This window comes from Streptomyces sp. S465, from assembly GCF_026898115.1.
GTDB lineage: Bacteria > Actinomycetota > Actinomycetes > Streptomycetales > Streptomycetaceae > Streptomyces > Streptomyces luomodiensis.
The window spans coordinates 2238299-2252929 of record NZ_CP114036.1 but is presented as its reverse complement, the minus strand read 5'-3'; the positions used below and the strand labels follow the sequence as shown (position 1 = coordinate 2252929).

The window sequence follows — 14631 nt, the reverse complement described above, 5'->3', positions numbered from 1 at the left end:
CGCGCCGGCCGTCGGGGCCACACCGCCCCGGGTGGTCACAGAGTCCCGTTCGCCCACTGGCGCGCCTCCTCCAACCGGTCGAGCAGCGCGTCCTCCTGCCGCTCGAACTCCTTCTCGTCGATCTCGCCCAGGTCGAGCCGGTTCTCCAGATCGGCCAGGGCGCGCTGGATGTTGGCCGGGTCGTAGTACTCCCGCTCCGCGGCGGCCACGACCTGCCTCAGCACCCAGCCGATCATCAGCATCAGGACTCGACGAAGCTGTACGGCGGCAGCGGGCCGTTGAGCCGCAGCTTCAGCCAGGGATGGGCCTTCTCCAGATCGGCGGCCGCCGTCAGCAGCGGATCCGCGGCGTCCTTGTCCAGCAGCAGGGACAGGCTCAGGAACCAGCCGCCGCTCTCCGGTCCGGGGCGCACGTCCTCGGCCGTCGGGGCCAGCGCCTCCTCCACCAGCTTGGCGTCCCGCACCTCGTGCGCCCGTACCGCCTCGGCCACCCGTTCGCCGAAGCGCACCCGCTCCTCGTAGGTGCCGCCGCCCGCCGCGCGGTTGGCCTCCGCCATCACCCGCAGGTCCGGCTCCTCGGCGAGCACCTGGTGCAGCACCGCGTCCTCGTCGTGCACGGCCTTGACGTTGTACTCCACCCGGCCGGACAGCCGGCTGAGCTGGTCCTGGTAGCGGTCGGCGTGCTCGGCCAGCACGCTGCGGACGTCCTCGTCGCTGGAGGACACGCTGCCGAAGCGCATCGGCAGCACCGGATGGGAGCCGCTCACCTCGGCCAGCACATGCTGATGGGCCAGCAGATCGCGCCGCCGGGGCTTGAGCTCCGCCGGGCAGTCGCTGACGATCGCGGCCAGCTCGCCCTCGTTCAGCGCCCGGACCGGCAGCGGGGGGTCACCGATGCCGGTCAGCCGATCGTCCAGATCCGCGACCTCACCGCGCGCGATGCCGTAGACATACGTGCTCATGCGGACTCCTCGGACTTCTTCGGCGCCGCCTTACGGGCCGGACGCCGGCGGCGCGGCTCCTCGTCGTCCTCCTCCGCCGGCCGGATCGCCTCGGCCACGGACTGGGCGGCCTTGGAGACGGTCTCGCCCGCGCCGGAGAGGGCGCCCTTGGTCTTGGAACGCGCACCGCCCTCGGTGATGCCCTCCACGACCTCGGGCAGTCCGGGGGACTTGTTCGGCCCCGACTCCAGGTCGAGCCGGTTGCACGCCTCGGCGAACCGCAGATACGTGTCGACGCTGGCCACCACGACCCGGACGTCGATCTTGAGTATCTCGATGCCGACGAGGGAGACGCGGATGAACGCGTCGATCACCAGCCCCCGGTCGAGGATGAGTTCCAGGACGTCGTACAGGCCGCTGGAGCCGCCACCGCCTCTGGATTGCTGTGCCGGGACAACAGTGGTCATGTCGGATGTGCTCCTCTCGGGTTTCGGGGTTCAGGTCTCAAGGTCTTGGGTTTCGTGGGCGTCCGGGGCTCCCGCCGTCAGGCGCGGTCGCTCCGTCCGCGCTCATAGCGGCGGAGGCGGCGGTATCCGGTGAGGATGCCGTCCGGGTCGAGGCTCACCTCGTACAGCGCCATCAGGCTCATCGTCTCCGGCACCCGGGCCAGCTCCACCACCTCGGCCTCCAGCACCCACCCCTCGTCGGTCCGCTCCAGGCGGGGCACGGACTCGGGGGCCAGGCCCGTCAGCTCGACGAGCTGTTCACGGGCGGCGCGCAGAAGTGCCAGCGGGGTCAGGTCGCCGGCCGCCGTCTTCTCGGGGGTCTCATCGGATGTGTCAGTCATGTGGTCTCCGGTGGCGGCGGGTACCGCGTCCGGCTGGGCGTAAACCTTGGGGTTCGGCTCCGGCCTTCGGGTTCGGCTTCGGCGATGTGTGGCGGAAGTGTGTGTTCCGGAGGGTCCGGACATCGCTTTTCCGGCAGCTGTGCGAATTGTTCGAAGGATCTCGCCAAGGCCCGCCGTCCATACCGGAGCCGGTGGTTTGGCGCGGGATATCGACGGAAACTCGCCGTCATCTTCGAGACGTCAACACAAGCCCCGGAAGAGTGACGAAGTCGCCGACAAACCCGGGCGTGTTTTCTGTGACACAAGTGTGACGAATGGCGGACACGAGGCACATGAGGCGGTGCCAGTCCATGGGCACTCCGGGTTTGCCACTCGTATGGAGCCACCTACGGTGGCTGTCATGGGACCTGTACCGAACCTTCCGGCCGAACCCGACGACGATCTCGACAGCTATGTGGGTCTCGATGCCCGTACCGCCGAGGAGAGGGCGCGCGCCCGCGGCTGGACCACCGTACGGTCGCTTCCGCCGGGCGCGATCATCACGATGGAGTACGTGCGCGGGCGGATCGACTTCGAGGTGGACGACGGCACCGTGAAGCGCTGCTGGCGCGGCTGACCGGCCCGGTCCGGCCCGGCTGTCCGAGGCGCGCCGGTCCGCCCTGCGCGGATACGGCACCTGCGTGGACACGCCACCTGTCCGGACACGTCACGTGCCCGGACACACCACGGCCCCGGACGCTCTCGGCGGAGCGTCCGGGGCCGTGGTGCGCGAATCGACCGGCGCTGGGAAGCGGGGAAGGGTGTGCGTACCGCCCCGCGGCCCGGTGCGGCGGCTCAGCCCCCCGCGGGCGTCCGGCCGCGGCCGGCGGGCGGGCCGAAGGGCGCCGTGGTGCGCGGCACCCGGTCGGCGTGCGGCGGCCGGCGGCTGCCGACCGGGGTGACCGGGGTGCGCTCGGAGCGCACCGTGTGCTGGCGGACCGGGTGGTGGGGCCGTCCGTCGGGGCCGCGGCCGGCCGCGGCGGCCGGCCGGATCACCGCCACGGTCTCCCGGGCGGGCAGCTCGTCGTCGCGGGCGGCACGCGGGGTGGCCAGCGGGGTCCCGGCGACCGGCGGCCCGGTGGGCACCGGCGCGGCCGCCCGGCGCTCGCGCACCCGGCGCCACAGGGTCAGCAGCAGCACCTCGGCGCGGGCCATGGCCGGCTCCAGCCACGGCAGCGCCAGCAGCACCAGCACCCCGGCCGCCCAGCCCAGCACCACATCGCTCAGCCAGTGGGTGCCGAGGTAGACGGTGGTCATGCCGACGCCGAAGGCGAACCCCGCGGCGATCAGCGAGGCGACTCTGCGGGCCAGGGGGGTGGTCGCCAGATAGGCGAGCACGCCCCAGGTGACCACGGCGTTCGCGGTGTGACCGGAAGGAAATATATCGCCGGTCCCCCACATCTCATTGGACCCGACGGTGGTCGCGTAGTGCGGACCGAGCCGGCCGAAGCCGAGCTTCACCGCGCCCACGGTGGCGTTCAGCAGCAGCAGGGAGGTGCCCAGCACCAGCAGCGGGCGCAGGGTGCGCTGCCGGTGGCAGCACCACCCCAGCCAGGCGGCGACGGCCACCGCGGTCGGGCCGCGCTGGCCCATGACGACGAAATAGTCCAGGAAGGTGTGGAATTCCGGCCACTGCTTGTAGGGCCGGAAGAGCATCACCTGCCAGTCGAGCTCCACCAGCCATGAGGTGGTGAGCACCCCGATCACGGTCGCCGCGTAGACCGCAATGGTGGTCCCGAGCAGCCAGAAGCGCGTTCGGGTCATGCGTGGTCGCATGAGATCGGGCCGTCGCTCCTCGGTCGCCGGGAGCCTGTCTTCGGTACGCACCTAATCGACGTTACATTGCGTGACAGGCGGGTTCGGTCGATCAGGTCGCTTTGTGATGACGATGTGATGTGGAGTGCGTCTCGCCCATGGCTTTTGGCCGTGCCCTTTCCCAGGAATGCGCGAGCTCCCGGACTTTTGTGACCCGCCCTTGCAATGGGCGTGTCCCAGGGCCTTTATGGAATTCTTACAGGGGGTGTTTATCGCGTATTAGCCGAGGCGTTCCTCGTTGTTTCCCCGGGCGTCGCCGGGCGGCCGGACGCGGCTCTCCGCGGGCGCTCGGCGATCCGGCCGGGATGGTCGGATCACGGCGGCCCGGAGCCGTGCAGCCAGAAGGCCCCGTACAGCGCGGAGACGAGCCCGACCGAGCCCAGCACCAGCGCGGCGCGCCCCGGCCGCAGCCGGGCCAGGGCGACCGCGGCCGGCAGCAGCAGGGGGAAGGCCGGTAGCAGCAGCCGGGGCTTGGAGCCGAAGTACCCCTTCGCGGTCAGCGCCAGGGCGAGCACCGCCCCGCCGTAGGCCAGCAGCGGCAGCGGCTGGCGCTGCCGCACACAGCGGGCGTAGAGCCAGAGCAGCGCCCCGACGCCGAGCAGCAGGCCGAGCCCGTCCACGAAGGGCGGGCCGGTCAGCAGCCCGCCGATGAAGCGTGCGAAGGCCAGGCCGCCGTCGAAGCCGTTTCCCCAGCCGTTCTGGACGTCGAAGTAGCCGGTGACGCTTCCGGTCCGGAAGGCCACCCAGGTCACATAGCCGAGCCAGCCCAGCGGCGCGAGCACGACGCCCGCGAGCAGGCCCCGATCCATTCCTCCCGCCCGCCGCCACCGCCCGCCGGGCAGCAGCTCCACCGCGGCCGCCACCCAGACCGCCGCGACCACCGCCGCCCCCACCGGCCGGGTGAGCCCCGCCAGCGCCGCGAGCAGCCCCGCCCACAGCCACCGCCGGGTCAGCGCCGCGTACACCCCCCAGGCGGCCAGTGCCGTGAAGAGCGACTCCGAGTACGCCATCGACTGCACGATCCCGACCGGCAGCACGCCCCACAGCGCGGCCAGCGTGAGGCCCACCCGCCGGCCGTGGAGCAGATCGCCGATCGCGAAGATCCCCCAGGCGGCGAGCAGGGACGTGACCCAGCTCACCAGCAGACCGGCGTCGGCCGCGGTCAGCGGGGCTATGGCTGAAATCACTCGCTCCAGCGCGGGGAGCAGGGGGAAGAACGCGAGGTCGGAGTGGACCGACCCGTCGGGCAGCCGGAGCGCGTAGCCGTACCCCTCCTCGGCGATGCGGGTGTACCACAGCGCGTCCCAGCGGGCCGCGAGCAGCTGGTGCGGGCTCTTGTCCGCGAAGGCGCCCCAGACCGCGAGAACCACCAGCCCGAGCAGGCGCGTCCCCGCATACGCGAGCAACGCCGAAGCGGCCCGGCGCGGCGTGGGGCCGGTGGTGCGGCCCGGTCTGCCGCCGTCGCCGGGTGGCGCGCAGTCGGTCGGGGCGAGATCAGTCACGGCGACGATTATCAAGGATGGTCCGCGCTGTTCGCGGGGGCTGTGGACGACCGCTCGCGGGGGCTGTGGACAACGGCGGACGAACGGAAAACAGCCACCGTGAGGACACGGGAGGGACGGCGGGGAACGGCAGAGCGACGGGGGACAAAAGGGGAAGTGCGGAACGTACGCCTCCGTAAGCCATCCGGGCGATGGGCCCAACATGACCTGCGGCACACGGTCCGCGCGGGGACTCGCGTACCCTGACGTCTCACTCGCGCCTTCGCCACCGGGTCACCCGGACGTCCCCACCGACGTGACGTTCCGCCCCAGCGCGGCGGACCGCGAGCGCAAGACCCAGGGAGGTGCGTACATGTCCGGGACGACCACGGCCGGCAATCGGCGGACGGCGGGCGTTCCCCGGCAATGGCGCGGCACCGGGGCGAACGGCGGGGCGAACCGCTGGATCGTGCTCCTCGTGCTCTGCGTCAGCCTGCTGCTCGTCGCCGTGGACGCGACCGTGCTCCATGTCGCGGTCCCGGCCGTGACCGAGGATCTGCGCCCCGGCGCGATCGAACTGCTGTGGATCGTGGACGTCTATCCACTGGTCTGCGCTTCGCTGCTGATCCTCTTCGGCACCCTCGGCGACCGGGTCGGCAGACGGCGCGTCCTGCTGCTCGGCTACGGGCTCTTCGGCGCCGCCTCCGCGCTGGCCGCCTTCGCCCCCAGCCCCCAGATCCTCATCGTGGCCCGCGCGCTGCTGGGCGTCGGCGGCGCGATGATCATGCCCGCGACGCTGTCCATCCTGCGCCAGGTCTTCCCGGACCGCCGGGAGCGGGCGCTGGCCATCGGCATATGGAGCGCGGTCGCCGCCGTCGGCGCGGCCGTCGGTCCGCTGCTCGGCGGCTTTCTGGTGGAGAACTTCTGGTGGGGCTCGGTCTTCCTGGTCAACCTGCCCCTGATGGTCGTGGCGCTGCCCGTCGGCCGCTGGCTGCTGCCGGAGTCCACCGGCGACCGGAACGGGCCCTGGGACGTGCTGGGCGCGGTCATGGCCGCGTGCGGGCTGTTCTGCGTCGTCTTCGGCGTCAAGCGGGTGGGCAGCGGCGCCGGGCTGCTGAACGTCGTGACCGCCGCCCCGACCCTGTTCGGGGTGGTGCTGCTGGTGCTCTTCATCCGCCGCCAGCGCCGCCGTACGCATCCGCTGGTCGATCTCAAGCTGTTCTCCCGGCCCGCCTTCTCGATCTCCGTCGGCTGTATCGTCCTCGCCCTGCTGGCGCTCGTCGGCCTGGAGCTCATAGCCGCCCAGTACCTCCAGCTCGTGCTCGGGCTCACCCCGCTCGAGACGGGTCTGCGGCTGCTGCCGCTCACCTTCGCCGCCATGGCCGCCGGGCTCGTCGGCTCGCGGATGCTCCAGTGGCTCGGCCCCCGGGTCATGGTCGCGGTCGGCTTCGCGCTCACCGCCCTCGCCGTTCTCTCGCTCACCGCCATGGGCCAGTCCGACCGGCCCGCCGTGCTCGTCGGCGGCTTCGTCGTCCTGGGCTTCGGCCTGGAGACCACGCTCTTCAGCGCCTATGAGTCCATGCTCAACGAGGCGTCGACCGGTTCGGCGGGCGGCGCGGCCGCCATCGGCGAGACCTCCTACCAGCTCGGCGCCGGTATCGGCATCGCCCTCCTCGGCAGCGTGATGAACGCCGCCTACAAGCCCGGAGTGTCCTCGGTGCCCGGCGTCCCCGCCTCGGCCGGCGCCGACGCGGGCCAGTCGCTGGGCGCCGCGTACAAGGTCTCCGACCGGCTCGGCGGCCACGCCGGGGAGGCCCTGCGCTCGGCCGCCCGCACCGCCTTCGTCCACGGTCTGCACGTCACGCTCGCGGTCAGTGCCGGTCTGCTGCTGCTCGGCGCGCTGGCCGCGCTGCGGCTGCCCAAGGTCATGGAGTGCGCCGGCGACGACGAGTCCGACCCGGGCGCCGCCCAGGGCCAGGACGGACAGGATGCGGACGGACAGGAGGCGGACGGACAGGGGACGGGCGATCCGGACGCCCCGGCCCGGTATGACCGCACCGCCGTCGCCGCCGAGTCCTGACCGGACCCCGACCGACCCCGATGACCTGGCGGGAGCGGGTCTGGACGCCGGGGGTTACCCGGCCGTAGCGTCGGACCGACCGGGCTGACCACCCCGGCCGCCGGGCGACAGGACGCGCCCCGGCGGCCGGTACGCGCCCGGTGTACCGGACCCGCAACCACCGGAGGCCGCCGCCCATGTCCGCTGGTACCTTGCCGCCGTTCGACCCGCGCGACCCGCTGGGGCTCGACGATCTGCTCGACCCCGAGGACCTCGCGGTCCGCGACACCATGCGCCGCTGGGCCGCCGACCGCGTCCTGCCGCAGATCGCCGACTGGTACGAGCGCGGCGAGGTGCCCGGCATCCGCGAGCTGGCCCGGGAGCTCGGCTCCCTCGGCGCGCTCGGCATGTCCCTCACCGGATACGGCTGCGCGGGCGCCAGCGCGATCCAGTACGGACTGGCCTGTCTGGAGCTGGAGGCCGCCGACTCCGGCATCCGCTCCCTGATCTCGGTGCAGGGCTCCCTGTCCATGTACGCCATCCACCGCTTCGGCTCCGAGGAGCAGAAGCAGCGGTGGCTGCCCCGGATGGCCTCCGGCGAGGTCATCGGCTGCTTCGGGCTGACCGAGCCCGACCACGGCTCCGACCCCTCCGGTATGCGCACCTACGCCAAGCGGGACGGCTCGGACTGGGTGCTCACCGGCCGCAAGATGTGGATCACCAATGGCTCGGTGGCCGGGGTCGCCGTGGTGTGGGCCCGCACCGACGAGGGCATCCGCGGCTTCCTCGTCCCCACCGACGCGCCCGGCTTCTCGGCCCCCGCGATCAAGCACAAGTGGTCGCTGCGCGCCTCGGTCACCAGCGAACTGGTCCTGGACGAGGTGCGGCTGCCGACCGACGCCGTCCTGCCCGAGGTGACCGGGTTGCGGGGGCCGCTCAGCTGTCTGAGCCACGCCCGCTACGGCATCGTCTGGGGCGCGATGGGGGCGGCCCGCTCCGCCTTCGAGTCGGCGCTGGACTACGCGCGCGAGCGCGAGCAGTTCGGCCGGCCGATCGGGGGCTTCCAGCTCACCCAGGCCAAACTGGCCGATATGGCGCTGGAGCTCCACAAGGGGGTGCTGCTCGCCCATCATCTGGGGCGGCGGCTGGACGCGGGACGGCTCCGCCCCGAGCAGGTCAGCTTCGGCAAGCTGAACAATGTGCGGGAGGCGATCGAGATCTGCCGTACGGCGCGGACGATTCTGGGTGCCAATGGGATCTCGCTGGAGTATCCGGTGATGCGGCACGCCACGAATCTGGAGTCGGTGCTCACCTATGAGGGCACCGTCGAAATGCACCAGCTGGTGCTGGGCAAGGCGCTCACCGGAATCGACGCCTTCCGGTGAGCCCCGCAGCGCGGGCCTAGCTCTGGTTGAAAAAACCCGTGGCGTGGCCGACCTGGCCGTTGATGATCTGGTAGTCCGGCGGGGTGAGGAGGAAGACGCGGTTGGCCACGCGGTCGATCGAGCCCCGCAGCCCGAAGATCAGCCCGGCCATGAAATCCACCACGCGCTTGGCGTCGGCGGGCTCCATCGTCGTCAGATTGACGATGACCGGGACGCCCTCCCGGAACATCTCGCCGATGCCGCGCGCGTCCCGGAACCCCTCCGGGGTGACCGTGGCGATCCGGGTCCCGGGGTCCTGCGCGGTCTGGTCGGCCACCCGCGCTCGCGGGTCGGTCACCCAGGAGTCGCCGGGCTCGGGTCCCTCGGCGTAGTCGTCGTCGTAGTAGCGCTCGTCATCGCTGTCGTCGACGAGGCCAAGCCAGGCACTTGCCTTGCGTACCGATCCCATGGACGCCTCCTCTCTCTCCCTGATGGTGTGTAGTGTCCGCCCCTCTATGGTCGTCCATGATGCGGATGGTCTGCCACGTGGATTGCGGCCGCACAGGGGATTCGTGACGTTACTGGTGCACAACGACTGGCGCCATATCAGAGTTCCCCCTGCTTATGGAGGCTGACGGAGCGCTGGGTAGACTCCGCCGCGGCCGGACGGGTGACGTCGGGGACGTATGGGTGAACGGGGATCTTTGTGTTTGGCATTATCCGGCCTTGCCGCCATCGGCTGTCGGAAAACCTGCGCACCGAGTGGATGGCGCATTTGTGCGGGCTGTGCCTCGCCTTGCGGGGTGAACACGGGCAGTTCGCCCGCATCGCCACCAATTACGACGGCCTGGTGATTTCGGTACTGGTGGAGGCCCAGGCCGGGCGCTCGGACGGCTGGCGGCGCACCGCCGGGCCCTGTCCGCTGCGCGGGATGCGGACGGCGTCGGTCGCCCAGGGCGAGGGGGCGCGGCTGGCGGCCACCGTCTCGCTGGTGCTGGCCTCGGCGAAGGTACGGGACCATGTCGCGGACGGCGACGGGGCGTTGGCCCGGCGGCCGGTCGCCGCGGCCGCCCGCCGGGTGGCCGGGCGGTGGGACCGGGCGGGGGAGCGCGGCGGCGCCGCGCTCGGCTTCGACACCGCCCTGCTGCTCGACGCGGTCGGCCGGCAGCCGGAGCTCGAGTCCCAGGCCGGCCCCGGCACCTCACTGCTGACCATCACCGAGCCGACCGAGACCGCGACCGCCGCGGCCTTCGGGCACACCGCCGTCCTGGCCGGCCGGCCCGGCAACCGGACCCCGCTGGAGGAGGCGGGCCGGCTCTTCGGACGGCTCGCCCATCTGCTGGACGCGGTGGAGGACCTGGCCGAGGACGCCCGGACCGGCGCCTGGAACCCGATCGCGGCCACCGGCACCTCTCTCGCCGAGGTCCGCAGGCTGTGCGACGACGCGGTGCACGGGGTGCGGCTGGCCCTGAAGGACACCCGGTTCGCGGACAAGGGGTCCGGGCGGCTCGCCCATGTGCTGCTGGTCCACGAGCTGGAGCGCGCGGTCGACCGGGCCTTCGGCACCGGCGGCTGTGCGCACACCGGCCATGGCTCCGGCGGCCCGGAGTCCTCCTACGGGCCGCCGCCGCAGTCGCCGTGGATCACCCCGGGCGGCCCCGGCGGCGCGCCTCCGGAGCCGCCGCACCGGCGCCGGGGGCTGATCGCCGGCTGCCTGGTGTGGACCGGGCTGTGCTGCACCTGCCAGGTGTGCTGCCGGGACCCGTACCACGACCCGTGGACCGGGCAGCCGCGCGAGGGCCTGTGCCATAAGTGCGATGACTGCTGTGACTGTTGTGACTGCTGCGGCAACTGCGGCGACTGCTGCAATTGCTGTGACTGCTGCGACGGTTGTGACTGCGGCTGCGACTGCTAGCCGCTAGGCGGTGCCGGGGCACCCGAGGGGAGGGGTGTGCTGAACCGTGTGTGCTGGCGTCAAACGTGTGCTGCGGTCATGCGTGCGCGAGGGCCGATGGCGCGTGACGACGCGGGGATGCGGCGGCCACACCGGAGGAGGGAACCGGCGGGCGGGCGAAGCCTCGAAGCGCTGGAGGAGGGTATTCCCGGAGAATTCCGGGGAATTCCGGAGGAATCCGGGGGATTCCCCCAGGGCAGCGGAGGCGGGCGGTCAGCCCGAACAGGACGAGGACCACACCCGACCGAAGTCGATGTGGTCGCGCGTGACCAGTCGCTGCCAAGAGTCCATGGTCCAAGTGGAGCAGCCTTCCGCTTGCACGTCAACCGTGGTGAGACGCACTGCTCACAGTTCGGACGGTCTTGACAGCGCACGGTGGGGACGCCTTAGCCTCGGGCCCATGCCGAGCTGAGGGGCTCGGCCGTGTGTGCGGGCCATGCGTGTGTTCACTTCAGAACTCACGGAGCCCTCGCATGTCCGCGACATCGGACCACCCCTCCCGATCGCCCGCCACGATCGTCATCGTCGGCGCGGGCCCCCGCGCCACCGGTCTGATCGAGCGCATCGCCGCCAACGCCCCCGAACTGTACGGCGACGGCGTCCCGTTCGAGCTGCACCTGGTCGACCCCCACCCGCCCGGTGGCGGCCGTATCTGGCGGCCGGACCAGTCCCCGCTGCTGTGGATGAACTCCATGGCCGAGGACGTCACCATGTTCACCGACGAGTCGGTGGAGCGCGAAGGCCCGCTGCGTCCCGGCCCCTCCCTCGCCGAATGGGCCGGACAGGTCCGCGCGGGAGAGGTGTCCCCCGCCCTGCCGCCCGAACTCGCCGCCGAGGCCGCCGCCCTGACCGGGCAGAGCTTCGCCACCAGACGCCTCCAGAGCGCCTATCTGCGCTGGGTGTACGAGCGGTCGGTGGCCGCCCTGCCGCCCGGCACCACCGTCCATGAGCACCGGGACCGGGCGGTACGCGTCACCGGGCCGCGCGACGGACGCCAGCAGGTGTGGCTGGAGCGGCGGACCGCCCCGATCACCGCCGACGCCGTGGTCCTCACCCTCGGCCACCTCGACGCCGAACCCGATGCCGAGCAGCGGGCGCTCAGCGCGTTCGCCGCCGAGCACGGACTCGTCCACCTCCCGCCGGAGTACACCGCCGACAGCGACCTGAGCGGACTGCGCCCCGGGGAACCGGTGCTCGTACGCGGCCTCGGCCTGGCCTTCGTCGATCTGATGCTGCTGCTCACCGAGGGGCGCGGCGGACGCTACGAGCGCGGCCCGGACGGGGAGCTGGTGTACCGCCCCTCCGGCCGCGAGCCCGTGCTGTACGCCGGTTCACGGCGCGGTGTGCCGTACCACGCCAAGATCGGCTACTCGCTGGACGGCGAACGGCCCCCAGTGCCGCGCTTCTTCGGCCCCGCCCAGGTCGACGCGTTGCTGTCGCGCCCCGAACGGCCGGACTTCCGGCGCGACATCTGGCCCCTGATCACCAAGGAGCTGGGATTCGCCCACTACCACCGGCTGTTCACCGCCCATCCGGAGCGGACGGCCGGCGAGTGGTCCGCGTTCGAGGAGAAGTACGCCGCCTGCCCGCCCGGCAGTCCCGCACTGGACGCCCTGGTCACGGCGGCCGTCCCCGATCCGGCCGACCGACTCGGCCTGGACGCCCTCGACCGCCCCCTGACCGGGCTGCGGTTCCCCACCGAGGAGGCCCTCCAGCAGGGGCTGCGCGCCCATATCGAGGCCGACCTCGCCCGCCGCCACGACCCCGCCCACAGCCCCGACCTGGCCGTCTTCCTCGCCCTGCTGTCCGTCTACGGCCAGCTGACCCGGCTCGGCGACATCGGCGGCTGGTGGCACGGCTTCTTCAGCTTCCTCGCCTCCGGACCGCCCGGCCCACGGCTTGAGCAGCTGCTCGCGCTCTCCCGCGCGGGAGTGGTCCGCTTCCTCGGCGCCGAGACGACCGTGACCGCCGATCCGCTGCGCGGGGTGTTCCGGGCGAGCTCCGCCAGTGTGCCCGGCCACGCCGTCGAGGCCCGTGCGCTGGTCGAGGCCCGGCTGCCGGAGCCGACCGTGGACCGCTCCCGCGACAGCCTGCTGCGCTCCCTGCACCGCGACGGCGCCGCCGCCACCCCGGCCGGACTGCTCGCCGTCAGCCCCGCCGACGCCCGGGTCCTGGACCGGGCCGGCCATCCGCATCCGCGCCGCTTCGCGCTCGGCCCGCACACCGACGCCCGCGCCTCCGGCGCCTTCGCCCGGCCCCGTACCAACGCACCCGCGTTCCGGCAGAACGACGCGACCGCCCGCGCACTGCTGCGCTGTCTGCGCGACCTGTCCTGTCGCGCCTCGCTCGCCGTCTGAGTCCCGCTCGCCGTCCGAGTCCCGCTCGCCGTCCGAGTCCCGCGCATCGCCTGAGCTCTGAGCATCCCCCGGAAAACCCTCCGCCCCCGGAAAACCCTCCGCTCCCCCCTGAAGGACCCTCCATGTCGCTGACGTCCGATCCGCCTGTCGGCAAGGCCGCCGATGGCGGCGCCGCACGCGAGGACTACTCCGCCCTCAAGGTCGTCCCGGTACGCCACCCCTGGCGCTGGGCCGCGGTGGTCGTCACCGCCGTCCTGGTGGCCCAGTTCGCCCACGGCCTGGTCACCAACCCCGGCTGGGAATGGGACGTCTTCGCCGACTTCTTCACCACCGCGACCATCCTCAAGGCGGTCTGGATCACCATCCAGCTCACCTTCTACGGCACCGCGCTCGGCTTCGCCCTCGGGATCGTCCTGGCCTTCATGCGGCTGTCCAAGAGCCCGTTCCTGAAGTCGGTCGCCTTCACCTACATCTGGGCGTTCCGCTCCATCCCGCTCATCGTCCAGCTGCTCTTCTGGTTCAACCTCACCTATCTCTACCAGCGGATCGACTTCGGCATCCCTTTCGGCCCCGGCTTCTTCTCCTTCGACACCGCCGGTCTGGTCGGCGCGATGAGCGCGGCGGTCCTCGGACTCGCCCTCCACCAGGCGGCCTACGCAGCGGAGATCGTGCGCGGCGGAGTCCTCGCCGTCGACGGCGGACAGCTGGAGGCGGCGGCCGCGCTCGGCATCCCCCGGCTGCGGCAGCTGCGCAGGATCGTGCTCCCGCAGGCGATGCGCTCGATCCTGCCGAACGCCGCCAACGAGGTCATCTCGCTCTTCAAGGGCACCTCGATCGTCTCCGTCATGGCGATCGGCGAGCTGTTCTACCAGGTGCAGGTCATCTACGGACGCAACGGCCGGGTCGTGCCGCTGCTGATGGTCGCGACCGTCTGGTACATCATCCTGACCACCGTGCTCTCGATCGTGCAGACATTCGTCGAGCGCCACTTCTCGCGGGGAGCCACCCGATGACCGCCATGGTCGACATCCGCTCCGTCCACAAGAGCTTCGGGCCGCTGGAGGTGCTGCGCGGGATCGACCTGGAGGTGCGCTCCGGGGAGGTGGCCGTGGTCCTCGGCCCCTCCGGCTCCGGCAAGTCCACCCTGCTGCGCGCCATCAACCACCTGGAGAAGGTGGACAGCGGCTGGATCAGCGTCGGCGGCTCGCTGGTCGGCTACCGCCGTCAGGGCGACCGCCTCTACGAGCTGCGCGAACGCGAGATCCTCAAGCAGCGCACCCGGATCGGCTTCGTCTTCCAGAACTTCAACCTCTTCCCGCATCTGACCGTGCTGGAGAACATCGTCGAAGCGCCGGTCTCGGCCCTGCGCCGCCCCCGGAAGCAGGTGGTCGAGGCCGCCGGGACGCTGCTCGCCCGGGTCGGTCTCGCCGACAAGGCGTCCGCGTACCCCCGGCAGCTCTCCGGCGGACAGCAGCAGCGGGTGGCGATCGCCCGTGCCCTCGCCCTGGAACCCGAGCTGCTGCTCTTCGACGAGCCGACCTCCGCCCTCGACCCGGAACTGGTCGGCGAGGTCCTCGACGTCATCAAGGACCTGGCCCACCGGGGCACCACCATGATCGTCGTCACCCATGAGATCGGCTTCGCGCGGGAGGTCGCCGACACCGTCGTCTTCATGGACGGCGGCCGGATCGTCGAGCAGGGCACGCCCGCCGAGGTGCTCGACAGCCCGCGCCATGAACGCACCAAGGCGTTCCTCTCCAAGGTCCTGTGATCCG

14 protein-coding genes are annotated in these 14631 nt (G+C 72.0%); 7 read left to right on the top strand and 7 right to left on the bottom strand.

Annotated elements, in window-relative coordinates:
• Positions 1-35: 35 nt before the first annotated feature.
• The 4 genes from N6H00_RS09630 to gvpO all read right to left on the bottom strand — a co-directional run bounded on the left by N6H00_RS09630 (position 36) and on the right by gvpO (position 1787).
• Entirely contained in the window at positions 36-224 is a 189-nt protein-coding gene (locus tag N6H00_RS09630) for a gas vesicle protein GvpG (RefSeq protein WP_432280564.1), read from the bottom strand.
• 17 nt (positions 225-241) lie between these two features.
• The gene (locus N6H00_RS09625) at positions 242-961 is read right to left on the bottom strand and encodes a GvpL/GvpF family gas vesicle protein (RefSeq protein ID WP_268971176.1); all 720 of its coding nucleotides are present in this window, start codon (positions 959-961) and stop codon (positions 242-244) included.
• Entirely contained in the window at positions 958-1407 is a 450-nt protein-coding gene (locus tag N6H00_RS09620) for a gas vesicle structural protein GvpA (RefSeq protein ID WP_268971175.1), read from the bottom strand. The genes N6H00_RS09625 and N6H00_RS09620 overlap by 4 nt, the downstream gene beginning before the upstream one ends.
• Before the next feature lie 77 nt (positions 1408-1484).
• The gene (gene gvpO, locus N6H00_RS09615; protein WP_268971174.1) at positions 1485-1787 is read right to left on the bottom strand and encodes a gas vesicle protein GvpO; all 303 of its coding nucleotides are present in this window, start codon (positions 1785-1787) and stop codon (positions 1485-1487) included.
• A gap of 400 nt (positions 1788-2187) precedes the next feature.
• On the opposite strand from gvpO, the gene N6H00_RS09610 reads away from it, so the two are divergent.
• Positions 2188-2403, top strand: a complete 216-nt coding sequence (locus N6H00_RS09610) for an I78 family peptidase inhibitor (protein WP_268971173.1) — start codon at positions 2188-2190, stop codon at positions 2401-2403.
• Positions 2404-2621: 218 nt separating this feature from the next.
• Here the strand turns inward: N6H00_RS09610 and N6H00_RS09605 are convergent, their stop codons facing one another.
• On the bottom strand, positions 2622-3653 hold the full coding sequence (locus N6H00_RS09605) for a phosphatase PAP2 family protein (protein WP_268971172.1): 1032 nt from the start codon (positions 3651-3653) through the stop codon (positions 2622-2624).
• A 302-nt stretch (positions 3654-3955) separates the two neighbouring features.
• Positions 3956-5143 carry a hypothetical protein gene (locus N6H00_RS09600; protein WP_443072921.1) on the bottom strand — a complete coding sequence of 396 codons (1188 nt, stop codon included), beginning with the start codon at positions 5141-5143 and terminating at the stop codon, positions 3956-3958.
• 352 nt (positions 5144-5495) lie between these two features.
• Between N6H00_RS09600 and N6H00_RS09595 the strand changes: the two genes are divergently transcribed.
• Together N6H00_RS09595 and N6H00_RS09590 are read left to right on the top strand one after the other, a co-directional pair.
• Positions 5496-7202 carry an MFS transporter gene (locus N6H00_RS09595; protein WP_268971171.1) on the top strand — a complete coding sequence of 569 codons (1707 nt, stop codon included), beginning with the start codon at positions 5496-5498 and terminating at the stop codon, positions 7200-7202.
• A 176-nt stretch (positions 7203-7378) separates the two neighbouring features.
• Positions 7379-8566 carry an acyl-CoA dehydrogenase family protein gene (locus tag N6H00_RS09590; protein ID WP_268971170.1) on the top strand — a complete coding sequence of 396 codons (1188 nt, stop codon included), beginning with the start codon at positions 7379-7381 and terminating at the stop codon, positions 8564-8566.
• Positions 8567-8582: 16 nt separating this feature from the next.
• Here the strand turns inward: N6H00_RS09590 and N6H00_RS09585 are convergent, their stop codons facing one another.
• Positions 8583-9014 (bottom strand): cell division protein SepF, encoded by a 432-nt coding sequence (locus tag N6H00_RS09585; protein WP_268971169.1) that lies wholly within the window; start codon positions 9012-9014, stop codon positions 8583-8585.
• Between the two features lie 237 nt (positions 9015-9251).
• Between N6H00_RS09585 and N6H00_RS09580 the strand changes: the two genes are divergently transcribed.
• From N6H00_RS09580 to N6H00_RS09565, 4 genes are all read left to right on the top strand, one after another.
• Positions 9252-10460: a DUF5685 family protein gene (locus N6H00_RS09580; protein ID WP_268971168.1), complete on the top strand. Its 1209-nt coding sequence runs from the start codon at positions 9252-9254 to the stop codon at positions 10458-10460.
• Positions 10461-10972: 512 nt separating this feature from the next.
• Positions 10973-12856: an FAD/NAD(P)-binding protein gene (locus N6H00_RS09575; protein WP_268971167.1), complete on the top strand. Its 1884-nt coding sequence runs from the start codon at positions 10973-10975 to the stop codon at positions 12854-12856.
• Between the two features lie 122 nt (positions 12857-12978).
• Positions 12979-13869: an amino acid ABC transporter permease gene (locus N6H00_RS09570; RefSeq protein ID WP_268971166.1), complete on the top strand. Its 891-nt coding sequence runs from the start codon at positions 12979-12981 to the stop codon at positions 13867-13869.
• A complete protein-coding gene (locus N6H00_RS09565; protein WP_329618526.1) occupies positions 13866-14627 on the top strand; it encodes an amino acid ABC transporter ATP-binding protein in 762 nt (253 codons plus the stop codon). The genes N6H00_RS09570 and N6H00_RS09565 overlap by 4 nt, the downstream gene beginning before the upstream one ends.
• Positions 14628-14631: the final 4 nt, after the last annotated feature.

Bases quoted from the DNA above. Each gene is read 5' to 3' on its own strand.
- N6H00_RS09625 (WP_268971176.1), bottom strand. From the start codon at position 961: ATGAGCACGTATGTCTACGGCATCGCGCGCGGTGAGGTCGCGGATCTG.
- N6H00_RS09620 (WP_268971175.1), bottom strand. From the start codon at position 1,407: ATGACCACTGTTGTCCCGGCACAGCAATCCAGAGGCGGTGGCGGCTCC.
- gvpO (WP_268971174.1), bottom strand. From the start codon at position 1,787: ATGACTGACACATCCGATGAGACCCCCGAGAAGACGGCGGCCGGCGAC.
- N6H00_RS09610 (WP_268971173.1), top strand. From the start codon at position 2,188: ATGGGACCTGTACCGAACCTTCCGGCCGAACCCGACGACGATCTCGAC.
- N6H00_RS09595 (WP_268971171.1), top strand. From the start codon at position 5,496: ATGTCCGGGACGACCACGGCCGGCAATCGGCGGACGGCGGGCGTTCCC.
- N6H00_RS09590 (WP_268971170.1), top strand. From the start codon at position 7,379: ATGTCCGCTGGTACCTTGCCGCCGTTCGACCCGCGCGACCCGCTGGGG.
- N6H00_RS09585 (WP_268971169.1), bottom strand. From the start codon at position 9,014: ATGGGATCGGTACGCAAGGCAAGTGCCTGGCTTGGCCTCGTCGACGAC.
- N6H00_RS09575 (WP_268971167.1), top strand. From the start codon at position 10,973: ATGTCCGCGACATCGGACCACCCCTCCCGATCGCCCGCCACGATCGTC.
- N6H00_RS09570 (WP_268971166.1), top strand. From the start codon at position 12,979: ATGTCGCTGACGTCCGATCCGCCTGTCGGCAAGGCCGCCGATGGCGGC.
- N6H00_RS09565 (WP_329618526.1), top strand. From the start codon at position 13,866: ATGACCGCCATGGTCGACATCCGCTCCGTCCACAAGAGCTTCGGGCCG.